The sequence below is a fragment of the Ferdinandcohnia salidurans genome (genome assembly GCF_042680725.1).
Classification (GTDB): Bacteria; Bacillota; Bacilli; order Bacillales; family Bacillaceae_L; genus Ferdinandcohnia; species Ferdinandcohnia salidurans.
In genome coordinates this window covers 279,064-294,678 of the sequence record NZ_JBHUEK010000018.1, presented here as the reverse complement: position 1 = coordinate 294,678, position 15,615 = coordinate 279,064, and the positions used below count along the sequence as shown (strand labels likewise).

At 38.6% G+C, this 15,615-nt stretch carries 14 protein-coding genes; 3 read left to right on the top strand and 11 right to left on the bottom strand.

Going from position 1 to position 15,615, the window contains the following annotated elements:
- Positions 1-631: 631 nt before the first annotated feature.
- Together ACFSFW_RS12465 and ACFSFW_RS12460 are read right to left on the bottom strand one after the other, a co-directional pair.
- A complete protein-coding gene (locus tag ACFSFW_RS12465; RefSeq protein ID WP_388038708.1) occupies positions 632-1,798 on the bottom strand; it encodes a TraB/GumN family protein in 1,167 nt (388 codons plus the stop codon).
- A 304-nt stretch (positions 1,799-2,102) separates the two neighbouring features.
- Complete coding sequence (locus ACFSFW_RS12460; RefSeq protein WP_502306376.1) at positions 2,103-3,593, bottom strand: alanine/glycine:cation symporter family protein; 1,491 nt, start codon at positions 3,591-3,593, stop codon at positions 2,103-2,105.
- 200 nt (positions 3,594-3,793) lie between these two features.
- Here ACFSFW_RS12460 and ACFSFW_RS12455 point away from each other — a divergent pair, with 200 nt between their 5' ends.
- Positions 3,794-4,135, top strand: a complete 342-nt coding sequence (locus tag ACFSFW_RS12455) for a cupin domain-containing protein (RefSeq protein ID WP_388038705.1) — start codon at positions 3,794-3,796, stop codon at positions 4,133-4,135.
- 42 nt (positions 4,136-4,177) lie between these two features.
- Here the strand turns inward: ACFSFW_RS12455 and ACFSFW_RS12450 are convergent, their stop codons facing one another.
- Together ACFSFW_RS12450 and ACFSFW_RS12445 are read right to left on the bottom strand one after the other, a co-directional pair.
- Positions 4,178-5,335 carry an ABC transporter permease gene (locus ACFSFW_RS12450; protein ID WP_388038703.1) on the bottom strand — a complete coding sequence of 386 codons (1,158 nt, stop codon included), beginning with the start codon at positions 5,333-5,335 and terminating at the stop codon, positions 4,178-4,180.
- The gene (locus tag ACFSFW_RS12445; RefSeq protein ID WP_388038700.1) at positions 5,325-6,077 is read right to left on the bottom strand and encodes an ATP-binding cassette domain-containing protein; all 753 of its coding nucleotides are present in this window, start codon (positions 6,075-6,077) and stop codon (positions 5,325-5,327) included. Before ACFSFW_RS12445 ends, ACFSFW_RS12450 begins: the two co-directional genes overlap by 11 nt.
- 189 nt (positions 6,078-6,266) lie before the next feature.
- Between ACFSFW_RS12445 and ACFSFW_RS12440 the strand changes: the two genes are divergently transcribed.
- On the top strand, positions 6,267-6,965 hold the full coding sequence (locus tag ACFSFW_RS12440; protein WP_388038698.1) for a LytR/AlgR family response regulator transcription factor: 699 nt from the start codon (positions 6,267-6,269) through the stop codon (positions 6,963-6,965).
- 173 nt (positions 6,966-7,138) lie between these two features.
- A complete protein-coding gene (locus ACFSFW_RS12435) occupies positions 7,139-7,891 on the top strand; it encodes a sensor histidine kinase (protein WP_388038891.1) in 753 nt (250 codons plus the stop codon).
- A 40-nt stretch (positions 7,892-7,931) separates the two neighbouring features.
- Here the strand turns inward: ACFSFW_RS12435 and ACFSFW_RS12430 are convergent, their stop codons facing one another.
- From ACFSFW_RS12430 to ACFSFW_RS12400, 7 genes are all read right to left on the bottom strand, one after another.
- Positions 7,932-9,434 (bottom strand): DHA2 family efflux MFS transporter permease subunit, encoded by a 1,503-nt coding sequence (locus tag ACFSFW_RS12430; RefSeq protein WP_388038695.1) that lies wholly within the window; start codon positions 9,432-9,434, stop codon positions 7,932-7,934.
- Between the two features lie 122 nt (positions 9,435-9,556).
- Complete coding sequence (glsA, locus tag ACFSFW_RS12425; RefSeq protein ID WP_388038692.1) at positions 9,557-10,486, bottom strand: glutaminase A; 930 nt, start codon at positions 10,484-10,486, stop codon at positions 9,557-9,559.
- Positions 10,487-10,581: 95 nt separating this feature from the next.
- Complete coding sequence (locus tag ACFSFW_RS12420) at positions 10,582-11,280, bottom strand: ABC transporter ATP-binding protein (RefSeq protein ID WP_099364063.1); 699 nt, start codon at positions 11,278-11,280, stop codon at positions 10,582-10,584.
- Positions 11,273-12,037, bottom strand: coding sequence for an ABC transporter ATP-binding protein (locus ACFSFW_RS12415; protein WP_388038688.1), 765 nt, complete (start codon positions 12,035-12,037; stop codon positions 11,273-11,275). Before ACFSFW_RS12415 ends, ACFSFW_RS12420 begins: the two co-directional genes overlap by 8 nt.
- 11 nt (positions 12,038-12,048) lie before the next feature.
- Positions 12,049-13,062 carry a branched-chain amino acid ABC transporter permease gene (locus ACFSFW_RS12410; RefSeq protein ID WP_304218019.1) on the bottom strand — a complete coding sequence of 338 codons (1,014 nt, stop codon included), beginning with the start codon at positions 13,060-13,062 and terminating at the stop codon, positions 12,049-12,051.
- Complete coding sequence (locus tag ACFSFW_RS12405) at positions 13,063-13,926, bottom strand: branched-chain amino acid ABC transporter permease (protein ID WP_304218021.1); 864 nt, start codon at positions 13,924-13,926, stop codon at positions 13,063-13,065. It lies immediately after the preceding gene.
- A gap of 231 nt (positions 13,927-14,157) precedes the next feature.
- Positions 14,158-15,396, bottom strand: a complete 1,239-nt coding sequence (locus tag ACFSFW_RS12400) for an ABC transporter substrate-binding protein (protein ID WP_304218024.1) — start codon at positions 15,394-15,396, stop codon at positions 14,158-14,160.
- Positions 15,397-15,615 lie beyond the last annotated feature (219 nt).

Below are 15,615 nucleotides of genomic sequence, written 5' to 3'. Positions count from 1 at the left end.
GCTCATGCTGTCAGAATCTACCTTGGTTTACGACTCACTCCATGCTTTTTCCCCTCGCGCTGTCTGAATCTACCTTGGTTTACGACTCACTCTCTATTTTTTCCGCTCATGCTGTCAGAATCAACCCTGGATTCCGACTCACTCCATGCTCTTTTCCGCTCATGCTGTCTGAATCAGCCCTGGTTTACGACTCACTCCATGCCTTTTTCCCCTCATGCTGTCAGAATCTACCTTGGTTTACGACTCACCCCATGCTTTTTCCCCTCGCGCTGTCTGAATCTACCTTGGTTTACGACTCACTCTCTATTTTTTCCGCTCGTGCTGTCAGAATCACCCCTGGATTCCGACTCACTCCATGTTTTTTCCCATCATGCTGTCAGAATCAACCCCGTTTTCCGACTTACCCTCTGCTTTCCCCCTCTCATGCTGTCAGAATCACCCCTAGATTGCGACTCACTCTTTGTTTTTCCCCCTCGTATTGTCAAAATCAACCACGTTTTCCGACTCACTCCCTGCTTTTTCCGCTCATGCTGTCAGATTCGCCTATGTTTTTGGACTCGCTTCAGACCATACTTAATCGATTTTTCCGAATACAAAAAGACCTGTTCGCATCTGAACAGGTCTTTTTGTATCATAAGTTTTTTATAAACAATCTCACAACATCTGCACCACCGATAAATAGGCCGAGAGATGTACCTAGGTTACACAAAACAATAATTAACAAAATCCGTGTTACTTTGTTATGCCAGAAGCCCTTTACACTATAGACATCTGTTGAAAGTGTTTCAAAGTCCTTCACGCTTGGACGGCGTAGAAAAGCTTGGACAAAGCCCGCTATCCATCCTGCAGCAATTAGGGGATGCATGACCCCGATTGGTGCTGCAAAAAAGGCGGTCACTATTGTAAGCGGATGTCCTAAAGCAATCGCTGCACCAATAGCTGAAAAAGAGCCCGTCCACAAAACTAAGCTTATGGTTTGCTGCAAGCCTGCTTCTGGGTTAGCGATAAAGGTATAGGCAATAATGGCCACGATTAAAATCGGAATCGCCCAACCGATAATTTTAGGCGCCTTTGATTTAGGCGGCAACTGGGTAAGCTTTTTCAAATCATGTTCTTTTTTAATTTCTTCCTTGATACCAGGTACGTGTGCTGCCCCAAGTACGGCTACTACTTTTTCTCCTGGAGCATGTTTGATCTTCTGTGCCAAATACTGATCACGCTCATCAATGAGTGGCGTTTTTAATTTGGGAAAGCTCGTCGAAAATTCGGTTAGCATTGAATTCAGCATATCCTTGGATTTCATTTTTTCAAGTTCTTCCTCAGTAATCGTTTCGTTGCTGAAAATGCTATAGACAATGGACATTAATAATTTCATTTTTCCTGTAAATCCGACTGCATTCCAAATCCGTGAGAATGTTATTTGAATGTTTCGGTCTGCTAAAACTAATTCGGCCCCTATTTCTTTCGCAGACTCGATTCCTTGCATCATTTCTTGTCCGGCATTGATTCCAAATTGACTAGCCATTCGCTTTTGGAATGAGGAAATCGCTAGGTTCATGAGAAGCAAAGTGGCCTTCTTCTCTTTGATGACCTTAAAGATGTCCATTTCCTTCCATTTGTTACCTTCCATCATGGATTGATATCTTTGTTCATCTAGCTCAATACAAACCGAATCAGGCTTTTCTGCTTCAATGACTTCCTTAACCTGTTCAGCGCTATGCTTTGAAACGTGAGCTGTTCCGATTAATATGTATTCCTTACCATCTAATTCGATCCTTGTAATATTTTCTTCAGACATAATGACCTTCCTTATACATGCTCAATTTGTGTATACGTTAAGAAGTAGTTCAAAAAAGTCCGGTAAAAATGACACTTCGAATTTCTTCGTTAGCTTGCTTTTCCGTTCCTCACGTATTAAAAGCATACGTTCCGGTACTCAAAGCTGCGCTGCCTCGAACTTCTTGGTCCTTTTCATCCTCCTTTTTGAACACGCACTTTAATTTTAAACTAGAATGACTTAGATTTAAATTCTTTTTACTTAAATATATTGAAACATAAAAATAGACCGATACCCTTTACAGGTTAACGGTCCATTTTTATCTTTATCCTGGGAACGACTTATCGTTTTCTGTTAACGAGCCTGAAGGATTATCTTCGTGCTTGTAATCATTCACCCAATAGTCAGCATTCTTAATTCCAAGCTTAACTGGATCAAAGACTGGATCTAGTCCCGCCTTACGTTGCTTCTCGTAGTCCTTCAATGTGACCAATGCAGGTTTTGCTAATATGAGAATGGCAATAACATTCAGCCAAACCATTAAACCTAATCCAACATCACCAAATGCCCAAGCAAGCTTAGCCTCATTCACAGTTCCGTAGGTCATCGATCCTAATAAAACAATTTTTAATATAAACATGGCTACCCTACTATCCCTACCTCTTATTAAATAAGCGATATTTGTTTCTGCCATGTAGTAGTATGCCATAATTGTTGTAAAGGCAAAGAAGAATAAGGCAATCGCTGTAAATCCAGCACCAAACCCTGGTAGTGCAGTTTCAACAGCTGCTTGTGTAAACGCTGGCCCCGCTTCAACCGTTTCTCCTAAGTTATTTACAATGAATGTTTTATCTTCCGCCTGAACATTATACATTCCTGTAAATAAAATCATAAATGCTGTCGCTGAACAAACTAATAATGTATCAATGTAGACAGCAGAAGCTTGAACTAAACCTTGTTTAGCCGGATGAGATACTTCCGCAGCTGCTGCTGCGTGTGGTCCTGTACCTTGACCAGCTTCATTTGAGTAAATACCACGTTTTACTCCCCATGCGATTGCCATCCCAATAATCCCGCCAAATGCTTGCTCAGCTCCGAATGCGCTCTTAAAAATTAAAGCAATTACTGCTGGTAACTGACCAATGTTCATAATCATAATAATAATTGCCATAATAATATAACCGATAGCCATAAATGGTACCACATACTGTGCAACGTTTGCTATCCTCTTAATACCACCAAAAATAATGGCACCAATTAACACAACCAAGATAGCTGCAGTTACCCATTTATTAATTCCAAATGCATTGTCCAATCCAGCAGCAATCGAATTCGATTGGATTCCTGGCATTAGAAATGCCATTGCGAGAAGTGCAGCAAGAGCAAATATAATTCCATACCATTTCCAACCGATTCCTTTTTCTATGTAATACGCTGGTCCACCACGATATTGACCATCTTGCTTTTCTTTGTAAATCTGTGCTAATGTCGATTCAATGAAAGAAGTTGATGCTCCAATAAAGGCAATCGCCCACATCCAGAAAACAGCACCTGGTCCACCAAATGCAATGGCGGTAGCTGTTCCTGCAATGTTACCTGTTCCAACACGACCTGATAGAGAAACAGCCAATGCTTGGAATGATGAAACCCCCGCATCAGAGCTTTTTCCTTTGAACATAAGGGATGTCATATCTTTGATGTGCCTTACCTGTAAAAAACGAGTTAAAATTGAAAATAAAAGTCCAACACCAAGCATTCCATAAATCATGACCGGGCTCCAAAGGATACCATTCAACCAATCAGTAAAAGCCTGCACTTACATTCCCCCTTTTTCGTTTTAGAAAATTCTCTATATTACGAATTATAAATCATGTGTATAGACAACTCAATATTATTGTTGTATAACAGTATAAAAAACGGCCATTTATAGATCATGATATATATCACAGTCTGACTTTTATTCCTACATTATAATGGTTATAGATAACCTAATAAACATATTAAGGGGCGATTCAATTGAAAAAAGAAATGCTCAATCATTTTATAGAATATAATGAGGAAAGACTAACAAAACGTGTCATCTTTAAAGAAGGTGGTAGTACCGTCTTTATGTTAAACTTCATGCCAAATCAAGCGCTACCTGCTCACAAGCATCCAGGGTCTAATGTATATCTACTCGTTCTTTCAGGTGAAGGCACTTTTACAATTGATGAGCAAGACGTTAAAGTGAAAAAGGACGATGTGATCGTTTGTAATGGAGAAGAAAACTTAAGCTTTGTAAATGATGGTTCAGAAAATGTAAGTTTATATGTCACACTTACAAAAATTCCTGATGAGAGATACGCACAGGATGTGTAAAAAAACTGCCGGCCCCTAATATAAAGGGCTGGCAGTTTTTTATTAGTTCATTACCCATTTATCTTTCATAAACAAGATACGGCCAATCACAAAGAAGATAATCATACAAGCAATGTTACTACCGAAAGCAAGTAGAATATGTTCATAGTCAATGATTCCGAACATCAATTCTTTTAATAAAGTAAATAAATTCATAATTGGTACAGTGAAGTGATAATTCGTAAGTTCATTCACTCCTACCCCTACTATAATCATTGCAGGGAACATGGCAATCATCATGACAGGGCTGCTATAACTTCCTGCTTCCTTGATTGTTTTCGCGACAATGCTTGTAATCATGATTAATGAAGCGGTAAATGCAGCGTAGATAACTGCTAGTAAGATGCCGATTCCAATGATTAAATAAGCGTCATCTCCAAATGATACAGCGTTTTTGAGATTTTCAGTTAACAGACTAATCTCCAATGCAACTACAGCCAATGTAATAATGCCGATTACCGACCCAATTGTAGCAATCGTTAGCCATTTTGCAAGTAGCAAGGTAGATCTTTTAACAGGTGTCATTAACAGAGCTTCCATCGTTTTCTTTTCTTTTTCACCCGCAAATAAATCGGCTGCAGAAGGACCTGAACCAACTCCGATTGCAATTGATAAAATTAATGGAATTAAAAATGCAAGCATATCAACATTTGGATCTTCATTTGTCATTTCTTCTTGTTTAATCGTAAATGGTTGCATGATAGTAGGATCAATTCCGCCTGCCTGAAGGATCCCGACAACCACTGTTTTCTCAAAAACTGTTAAGGCATTCAAGATAATTGCATTTAATTGGGTAGACTTTTGACTAAATGAATCCCCAACGAGAGTGACCGAAGCTTCCTTCCCGTTTTGTGTCGCCTCAACGAAATTCGGTGTTAATTCCAATCCGACTTGTGCATCTCCGTCCTGAATGGATTGCTCTAGGTTAGACGATTCAATGAGCTCAACATTCTCTACTCCTGAAAGTATCCTCTCTGCTTCAATCATGGAAGATTCTTCAACTGCAAGCTGGAAAGTATCACCTTCGCCATCTGAAATCATATTTTCATAGAAAAACGTCATTCCGGACATCATGATAATTGGTAATAAGACAGTAAGTATTAATGTACGACGATCGCGAAAGCAATCTTTTAATTCTTTCAAATATATTTTACGAAGCATATGTTTCGTTCCCCCTAACAAGTTTACTCATGAAAATATAATTCAAATCCTGGCTTCCTTCTGATTTATAAAGCTCATCTAAATCACCTTGATAGACGAGTTCTCCCTTATGCATCATTGCGACTGAATCACAAAGCATGGAAACTTCCTCCATAATATGACTAGAGAATATAATCGTCTTACCATCACGCTTTAACTGGTGAACAAGCTGTCTGAATACATTTGATGACGTAATATCTAATCCGGTCGTTGGCTCATCAAAGAGAATAATCTCTGGATTATGAATGAGTGTTCTCGCAATCGCTACCTTCTGTCTCATACCTTTTGAGAACCCACCGACCTTACGATTCAAGTAATCTCGCATTCCAAACATTCGTGCTAATTCATCTATCCTTACTTTCGTTTCATGTTTGCTTAATCCATATAAAGCTGCAAAAAATTCGAGATTCTCTCGTGCAGTGAGACGATCATACAATCCGGTTTCGCCACCAAATAATACACCGATTCTCTTTTTCACTTCTTCTGGATTTTTTTGAGTATCATAGCCTGCCACTTTAACATTTCCATCCGTCGGAGTTAGTAACGTCGCAATGGTTCGTAGAAGAGTTGTTTTTCCCGCACCATTTTCCCCTAGTAATCCAACAACTTGCCCTTTTTCAACAGTAAATTCCACATGCTTTAATGCAGTTATAGAAGTCTTTTTATCTTTGAATCTTTTTGTCACTTCATTAATTTCGATCATATTTTCCACCTCGTCTTGTTCTTATGTCTATATCATAGCCATCCTTTTTAAGAAAATCTCTAGTTATGTCGCGAATGTTCCTTTTTTTGTCGTGAAAAGGTCAAATTTTCCTATAAAGGTGTTAAAATAGAAAGATACTATATTTGGAAATTTTCATATAAATGTTGGTTATGTGAGGTAGATTTGAAGATGAAGGTTGGTCTTGTAGATGACCGTTTGATTGATTTGGATAAATTAAAAGCAATTGTAAGTGGCATTTCAGATATTGAGGTTATCTTCTCTACATTATCCGCCGAGGAAGCCTATGAACAAATCAAAAAAGAGGAAATCGATTTGTTGATTGCTGACATTGAGATGCCAAATTTATCTGGCTATGAACTTGCCGATATTATTCACACGCATGCACTGAATATTTCGGTGATTTTTGTAACAGGAAATAGTGGCTATGCTGTTCATGCATTTGAACTAAATGTTCATGATTATATAATGAAGCCCTACCCGAAGGAACGGTTAGTGAAATCAATTGAACGTTTACTCGAAAAAACAAAATCGGCTGAAATTCATGGAAGACTTTATTTAAAACAAAAAAATGAAATACATATTCTCCAAAAAAAGGATATTATTTTTATTGAACGTTCAGGGCGTTCGACAACCATTTATACAAAATCAGGGCCGATAAAAACCTATCAAACTCTGGGTGAGTTAGAGGGAGAATTACGAGAAAGAGACTTCATTCGGTCACACCGGTCGTTTATCATCAATATTCACTATGTAAAAAACTTTTCGCTTTATGCAAAGAACTCCTATATTGTCACTTTCGAAGGTATCGAAGAACAGGCAATGATCACAAAAGAAAAAGTAGACTTTTTACAACAAAATTATTTTTAGTGATGTTAAAAAGGAGGGTGAAAAGGACCGAGAAGTTCGAGGCGGAGCAGCTTTGAGTACCGGAGCGTATGCAATTAATACGTGAGGAACGGAAAAGCAAGCCAACGAAGAAATTCGATGTGTCATTTTTACCAGACTTATTAACTTCCTTTAAGGTGGCGTAATGTTTGATCATGCTTTATTGGGGACTCATCGTGGTATTGTCGATTTTATGCATTTATGTATGTTTATCACGACTTTCAATTTCAAGAAAAATGAATACTTTATTAGAAGAGGCCAAACATTTTGATGAACAACGCGCTCAATTCAATGAAACCTTCCGAGTCGTTCGTAGTGAACGGCATGACTTTTTAAAGCATGTTTCCGCCATTCACTTTATGCTTGAAAATGGAAAAGACAAGGAAGCAAAACACTATTTGGATGAATTGGTTGAGGGCTATAAAGAAACAAATCTTTCAATAAAAGGCGAACGCGGTGTGGTAGCAGGTATTCTCCATCAAATGTATCGCAAAGCAAGGGCACTTGATATTTCAATTGTGTATGATTTTGATTTGCCACTTTCATCCTTACCATTGTCGGACCAGCAAATTGTGACCTTAATTGGAAATCTCTTATCCAATAGTATTGATGCGTGTGAAGAATGGCAAAAAGAGCATAAGGGCCATGCCTTCCTTACCTTGCAATGTTATAAGCGAAGTGGATTGTATATTTTAACATGTAAAAATAGTACTCTTCCAATTCCAGCGTCCATCTTAGATCACTTGTTTGAAACCTTTGGAAAAACGACTAAAGGTGATGGTCACGAAGGACTTGGCACAAAGTTAATATATGATGTTGTCGATGAAGCAAATGGATTTTTGGACTTTGTATGTAAAGACGAGGAATTCACAGTCAAAATTAAAATACCTGCCATAAAAGGAAAGTAAAAAGGAGAAATCAATCCAATTGGACGATTTCTCCTTTTTTTTAATTCTTTGCTAATGTAGGCTGAACACCTTGTTTTGTTTTTTTCTTACCCGTAATATCTTCTTCCTGTTTCGCTCGTTTAATAAAGAACGCGAGAATAAACGCAAGAAGTATTAAGAAGGTTGAAACGAAAAAGGTGAAATTAATCCCTTCAAGCATGGCTTGTAACTGAATTTGTAGAGCTTGTGCCTCTGTAGGCTGCCCTTGAATATTCTTAAGTAAATTTGCTGCAGATGACTCTTCTCTTAGTGACATCAATGTAATTAAAAATCCTGTACCAATGGCGGCTGAAACCTGGTTTAATGTATTATTAACAGCTGTACCATGTGGGTATAAGTTACGCGGCAACTGATTTAATCCATTTGTTGAAACAGGCATAAAGACCATGGACATACCAAACATTCTCACCGCATGTAAAATCATAAGATACGTATAGGAAGTTTCAAAGGTCAGCTGGCTGAAAAGATAGGTTGTTACAGTTGTGATGGCCAATCCCAGAGTTGCCAAGATTCGTCCACCAAATTTATCAAATAAACGTCCATTGATCGGTGACATAAAAGCATTTAATACCGCTCCAGGTAAAAGTAAAAGTCCAGTATTCATAGGCGAAATACCTAATATCGTTTGTAAATAAATTGGTAGCAATAAAAACCCTGAAAACATGGCCATATTAACAACCATCGTAATCCCTGAAGCCAATGCAAACATCGGATAACGATAGACACCAAAATTAAGCATTTGGATATCAAGCTTTGATTGACGTACGATAAACCAAGTTAACGAGATTATTCCTATAATAATGGATCCATATACAAATGGACTTCCCCACCCCATATTGCCGGCTGAACTAAATCCATATAATAATCCACCAAATCCTATACTTGATAAAACTAAAGAGAAAAAGTCCAGTTTTAAAATTACTTTTTCTTTTTTATCCTTTAGCATAATAAAGCCAAGTATGAACACGATAGCTGCAATTGGCGTGATGAAGTGGAAGAGCATTCTCCAATCATAGTGTTCAATAATCCAACCCGAAAGTGTGGGTCCAATCGCCGGTGCGAACATGAGGATTAATCCGAAAACCCCCATCGCTGTTCCCCTTTTTTCAACAGGGAAGCTTACCAACATTACATTCATTAGTAGCGGCATCATAATTGCCGAACCTGATGCTTGGATCATCCGACCTGCAAGCAGGACAGAAAATACATGGGCGGTACCCGAAAGTATCGTACCGATTGTAAATAATCCCATTGCAACGATAAATAATCGGCGAACGGTATATTTTTCGATTAAAAAGGCTGTAGTCGGAATCAATATTCCATTGACTAGCATAAAGCCCGTGGTTAACCACTGTACTGTCGATGGGTCAACCTTTAGTTCCGTCATAATAGAAGGTAACGCGACATTTAATAATGTATTATTTAAAAATGAAATAAAGGCACCAACCATCAAGACGGCAAGAATACCGTATTGAGGGCGTACTTGTTTTTCGGAAAAATCCATAAAACTCCCCCCACATTAGACGTTAAGTTCATAATTTTATACCATTGTTTTATTTAGTCATAAGATATATCTTATAACACGCCTTTTTGGATTGCAATGAAAATATCTCAGTTTGAAAACTCTTAGAACATGCTAAGGTTATAGGTTTTAGATAAGAGCTCAAGAAGCCTTATTCCACCTATGCTATTTCCTTTTTCATCTAAGGCCGGACCTAATATCCCTATTCCAAATTTACCTGGAACCGCCCCCATGATTCCACCGGATACACCACTTTTTGCTGGAATCCCGATCTTTATGGCAAATTCACCAGAGGCATTGTACATTCCGCAGGTCACCATGAACGTTTTACAGATACGCGCAACATTTTTCGGCATAATTTGTTTACCTGTTTCCGGATCGACACCATCAAGAGCAAATACAACACCTATCCTTGATAAATCAAGGCAATTCATTTCAATTGCACATTGTTTTGTATAAAGGTCTATGAGTTCTTCGACATTTTCTTCAATGATTTGATGCTGTTTTAGAAAATAACATAAAGCTCGATTAAGATGTGCCGTGTCATATTCAGATTGGGCAATTTCCTCATTGTAATGGATCGTGTCATTGTTTGCTAATTCACGAATGAATGTGAGCAATCGATGAAATCTCTCATCTACTGTGTTCCCTTTAATCATATGGGTAACAGCAAGTGCGCCAGCATTAATCATCGGGTTTAGTGGCTTTGAGGGAACCATTGATTCTAGCTTTGCAATCGAGTTAAACGGGTCACCAGTCGGCTCCATTCCGACACGCTCAAAAACATATTGTTTGCCCCTATCCATCAAAACGAGAGCAAGCGTTACAACTTTGGAGATACTTTGTAACGAGATCTTTTTTTCAATATCCCCTGCGGAAAAGCAACGTCCATCCGGAAAGTTGATTGCGATCGATAGATCATTCGGGTTTGCTTTCCCAAGTGCTGGTATATAATCAGCTACACGCCCATTTTTAGTTATTTTGCGTGCTTCTTTCACTAATTCCTTTAATTCATCATTTGATTTACAAGGCATTTTCATCACCACTAGTAGTCTTTACCAAAGGGGATTTTAGTATTTATAGGAAATGAAATTAAATAGCCCATTCCCGGGAATGGGAAGGGCTATTGTTAGCTGCTTAACGCGAGATGTTGATACGCGATATCCATATTATTTTTTAGTTCTTCCGGGTTGTCGTGGTAGACTACCTTCCCTTTACTTAAAATATAAACATCATCTGCTATTCGTAAAGCAGTTGAGATATTTTGTTCAACTAGAAGCATTGACATTCCTGATTCTTTTAATTTTAAAAGGACGTCCATCACTTCACTGACCATTAAGGGTGACAATCCTTCGGTAGGTTCATCGAGCAATAGGATTTTTGGATTTCTCATCAATGCTCTTCCGATTGATAGCATCGATTGTTCCCCACCACTTAAGGTGCCAGCATGAGACTTTTCACGTTCTTTTAGGCGTGGAAAATAGTGAAAGATCTTCTCTAGATTCCAATCTCCTTTTTTCAGATCAGCGAAAACGGTTAGATTTTCTGTTACGGTCAGGTTCGGAAATATTCTTCTCCCCTGTGGAACGATGCCAATTCCCTTTCTTGCAATTTGGTGACTTTGGAGCGAGGCAATATTTTTACCTTCAAATAGGATTTCACCTTGTACTTTATTAACAAAGCCAATAATTGAATGCATGGTTGTCGTTTTACCCATACCATTTCTTCCTAAAAGGGTCACAACCTGGCCTTCTTTCACTTCAAGGTTCACTCCATGAAGGATGTGACTCGAGCCATAGAAGCTATTAACATCTTTCAGCTTAAGCATGTGCAGCCTCCTCCCGCCCTAAGTAAATTTCTTTAACCTCTTCATTTTCACGAACGGCTTCTGGTGTACCATCCGCAATGAGTTTTCCTGTATGTAGGACAATAACTCGATCCATGTTACCAAACAACACATCAATATCATGCTCAATCATACAAATCGTTACTTCTTTTGGCAGCTTATTAATTAAAGCAATAATTTGGTCAGTTTCAACTTGTGACATACCTGCTGTCGGTTCATCTAACAGTAGAATCTTTGGCTTTCCAGCAATGGCCATGACAATCTCAATTTGTCTTTGCACACCATAAGATAGCTCTTGTACCTTTTTATCGCTATATTGCTCAAGATTCCATTCCTGTAAAAGGGCATCCGTTTCTTCATGCAACGCTTGATAATTTTTGAGACTTACCTTCTTCCACCATTGCGTATGCTCTTTCCTCATTTTCTGTAAAACAAGGAGAACATTCTCTTTCACGGTTAATCCAAACATTAAATTGTTCTTCTGGAACGTTCGAACAATACCATTTTCTGTCCTTTTATAGTTTGGTACCTTTGTAATATCTCGGTCATAATAAGCAATTGTTCCACCTGTTGGGTTCAAGTCTCCAGCGATCATATTGAAAAAGGTTGTCTTACCCGCGCCATTTGGACCAATTAATCCGACACGTTCTCCAACTGATACATCCAACGTAATATCTTCAATTACTTTTAACCCACCAAAATGCTTTGATAGATTTTGAATTGAAAGAATTGTAGTCATCACTTCCCCCCCTATCCATTTATTTTTGATTGCTGTTTAATCGGTTCAATCGGTTGCTCAACATAATTTTCCTCTACAGGTTTGGGCTTTGGTTTAAAAATGCTACCTGTTAGATTAGAGAACAATCCCGCAATTCCTGAAGGAGCAAAGATTGTGAATAAGATGAAGGCAGTACCAATTATCATCATCCAGCTTTCTGTGTAAGAACTAATAATGGTCTCCAACACAACGATAAATGCTGCTCCAATAACGGGTCCCCAAAGTGTTCCTGCTCCTCCAACTAACACCATGATCAGTACAGAGCCAGACACTGTCCAATACACATCTGTCGGGGCCACGAAACCATTAAAAAATACATATAAACTTCCAGCCAGTCCACCTAAAGTACCAGCAATCAAAAAGCTAATGTTTTTATAGAAGGTTGTGTTATAACCAATCGACTTCATTCGATCTTCATTTTCTTTGATACCAATGAAGACGTACCCAAGAGGGGAATGAAGAAGTCTATTAATAACGATCATAACAATAGCAAATACGACTAATACAAAGTAATAGATAAACACTTGATTGGATAGGAGAAAATCTCCAAACAGGCTTGGAGCAGGAATTCCTGACAATCCATTTGATCCACCTGTTACATCTGTCCATTGATAAATGATGGAGTAAACCATCTGGGAACAGGCAAGTGTTAGCATCAAAAAGTAAAAACCGTGTGCCTTAGTCGATACAAAGCCTATTAAAATGGCTAGTAAAAAGGCTAGCAGCATTCCAATTGCAATCGTTAGAAACACATTTGTAGATAAATGACTTGCCGCTAAACCAGTTGCATAAGCACCAGCACCGAAAAATGCAGCATGCCCTAAGGACACCAATCCAGTCTGACCAACTAGGATATTTAAACTTATGGCGAATATCCCAAAGATCAAGATTTCCGTAAAAATGTTTACGTAATAGAGAGAAACAAAAAATGGAGCAGCAACCATTAATAAGAATAATACACTTCCTTTAATCCACTGTTTGCCCATTTATGCCCTCCTTCCTATCAATCCTTGCGGACGGATAATTAATACAGCAGCCATCAATGCAAATGTAATGATTAAGCTTAGTTCCGGGACATAGAAACGACTAAATGTTTCAACCATACCCACTAAAAGGCTCGCAACAATCGTTCCACTTACCGACCCAAGTCCTCCTACAACTAGAACAACAAGAGATAAAATGAGGATATTAAATTCCATTCCAGGGGCTACTCCTAGGATTGGGGAGCCAAGCACCCCACCGATTCCAGCTAAGAAACTTCCAAAGAAAAATACAAGAGTAAAGACGAGGTGGATGTTGATTCCTAGCCCACCAACCATCTCTTTATCAGATAAACCTGCACGGATAACAGCGCCCCATTTTGTTTTTTCCTGTGTATACCAAAGGGCTACAGCGATAATGATTCCGACTACAATTAAAGCTAGACGGTATGAAGGGATCATATTCCCCATCACCTCAACTGATTGGCTTAGGAAAGCTGGTGGGGTTACGGTCATGATGTTTTTCCCCCAAATGATGGAGAAGAGATCATGGAAGATGTATGCTAGACCAAAGGTTAACAATACTTGGGAAAGATGGCCAAGCTTATAGGTAGGCCGAAGTAGGATTACTTCTAAAATCAATCCGATAACGGCAATAACAAAAGGCACAACCAGGAGTGCAACCCAAAATGGTAGTCCTGATTTTACAACGATTGAATAACCCATGTACGATCCTAATAAATATAGGGAACCATGCGCTAAATTTAATACCCCTAAAATACCAAAAACGAGACTTATCCCACATGTAATAATGAATAGGAGAAACCCGTAGCTAAGCGCATTCATCAATTGTAAAACTAATGTATCCATTCCTTTCCTCCCAATCCGAAATGTGTAAGCGCCTCGCTCAGCCCCGACAAGCTAATGTTCTGTGCCAAAAAAGTTGCTCTTTGACTTTTCTTGGCACAGGTTATTAGACCTCGAGGGGCTAGGCGCTGGAACTAGACACAGAAAACTTCGTTAAAATAGTAATAATATATTGTTAACTCGAAAAGAAAGAGGCAACACCTGTTACCTTTGCCTCCTTCTTTAATTATTTTCTTATTTTCCTGGGTCGACAACTTCTGGTACTGTGTCGATTACTTTATTTTCCGTCTTGTCACCATCAAGGTATGTTTCTACGATATAAAGGTTTTGGATAATTTGATGAGTTTCTGGGTCAAACTTGATTGGTCCTCTTGGGCTATCCAGTTCAACCTTTGAGATTTCCTCTACTAGTTTATCAGGGTCTGAAACATCCCCGTTTAATGCTTCGATTGCTTTTGCCATAATCGCCGCTGCATCATATCCTTCTGCCGATTCGATACTTGGTCTCGCATCGTACTTCGCTTCATACGCTTCAACGAACTTTTTGTTTTCAGGCGTATCTAGACTATAATCCCAGAAGATAGAAGCAATGATGCCTTCAGGAGCAGTTCCTTGCTGTGGACGAGTATCCTCAGCAGTAAGCCATCCAGAACCAATTAAAGGAATTTTACCTTTTAATCCATATTGCTCGTATTGTTGAACGAAGCGAATTGCATCTGTACCTGCAAAGAATGCATAGATTCCATCAATGTCATCACGATTCATTTTTGCTAGGTAAGAAGAGAAATCGTTATTTCCCAGTGGAGCGAATACTTCCTCAACAATCTCTCCACCCGCTGCCGTATAAGCATCCTTAAATGCTGCCGTAGCTTCATGACCAAATGCATAGTCAGCAGCTGTTAAATAGATTTTTCCACCAATATTGTCATATGCCCATTGGCCCATAGAGTGTCCAATTTGGTAAGAAGAGAAAGACGAACGCCAGATATAATCACTACGCTTTGTTCTTGTTAAATCATTTCCACCAGCATGAGAAACAAGGAATGGTAATTTGTTCTTATCAACCTCGTCACGAATCGCATAAGCTACCGCAGTACTGATTGGACCCGTTAAAATATCAATTTTGTCCTGCTCCATTAATTTACGAAGCTTACGTAAGGAAACTTGTGGGTCTGCCTCTGTATCTTCATGAACAATCTCAATTTTCTTACCGGCGACTTCCCAACCGATTTCTTCAAAATAAAGCTCCATACCGTTCTTAACATTTTCCCCAAGTGATGCATATACACCTGTTGAAGGTAGTAAAGCACCAATTTTAATTGGCTCGTCACTTGAAGAATCAGTTGTCGTTGGTTCCTCATTTTCTTCTTTTTTGTTATTATCCGTAGTTGTACTGATTGCCCCTGAGCTACATGCTGAAAGCAATAGAACAAATGCCAACATGATCAACCAATTTCTTTTTACTAGTTTCATAGGTAACCCTCCCTTTAATGGAAACGCATTCAATATTGACCCTCTCTGGTGAATACACTTTTTACACAACAGGACTTTTGGATTATGTATGGATACCCCCTTTCCAAAATTTATAGTATTTTGAATATTATTATAGTTATAACTATCTAAATATTCAATACATATTTACAACTTCCATAAAAAAAACGTAATAAATTTCTTCAAAGTTTCATGCAAAAA

Coding starts and splice junctions, on each gene's coding strand:
- ACFSFW_RS12440 (WP_388038698.1), top strand. CDS start 6,267: ATGAAGGTTGGTCTTGTAGATGACCGTTTGATTGATTTGGATAAATTA.
- ACFSFW_RS12415 (WP_388038688.1), bottom strand. CDS start 12,037: ATGACTACAATTCTTTCAATTCAAAATCTATCAAAGCATTTTGGTGGG.
- ACFSFW_RS12410 (WP_304218019.1), bottom strand. CDS start 13,062: ATGGGCAAACAGTGGATTAAAGGAAGTGTATTATTCTTATTAATGGTT.
- glsA (WP_388038692.1), bottom strand. CDS start 10,486: ATGCCTTGTAAATCAAATGATGAATTAAAGGAATTAGTGAAAGAAGCA.
- ACFSFW_RS12445 (WP_388038700.1), bottom strand. CDS start 6,077: ATGATCGAAATTAATGAAGTGACAAAAAGATTCAAAGATAAAAAGACT.
- ACFSFW_RS12420 (WP_099364063.1), bottom strand. CDS start 11,280: ATGCTTAAGCTGAAAGATGTTAATAGCTTCTATGGCTCGAGTCACATC.
- ACFSFW_RS12435 (WP_388038891.1), top strand. CDS start 7,139: ATGCTTTATTGGGGACTCATCGTGGTATTGTCGATTTTATGCATTTAT.
- ACFSFW_RS12465 (WP_388038708.1), bottom strand. CDS start 1,798: ATGTCTGAAGAAAATATTACAAGGATCGAATTAGATGGTAAGGAATAC.
- ACFSFW_RS12400 (WP_304218024.1), bottom strand. CDS start 15,396: ATGAAACTAGTAAAAAGAAATTGGTTGATCATGTTGGCATTTGTTCTA.
- ACFSFW_RS12430 (WP_388038695.1), bottom strand. CDS start 9,434: ATGGATTTTTCCGAAAAACAAGTACGCCCTCAATACGGTATTCTTGCC.
- ACFSFW_RS12405 (WP_304218021.1), bottom strand. CDS start 13,926: ATGGATACATTAGTTTTACAATTGATGAATGCGCTTAGCTACGGGTTT.
- ACFSFW_RS12450 (WP_388038703.1), bottom strand. CDS start 5,335: ATGCTTCGTAAAATATATTTGAAAGAATTAAAAGATTGCTTTCGCGAT.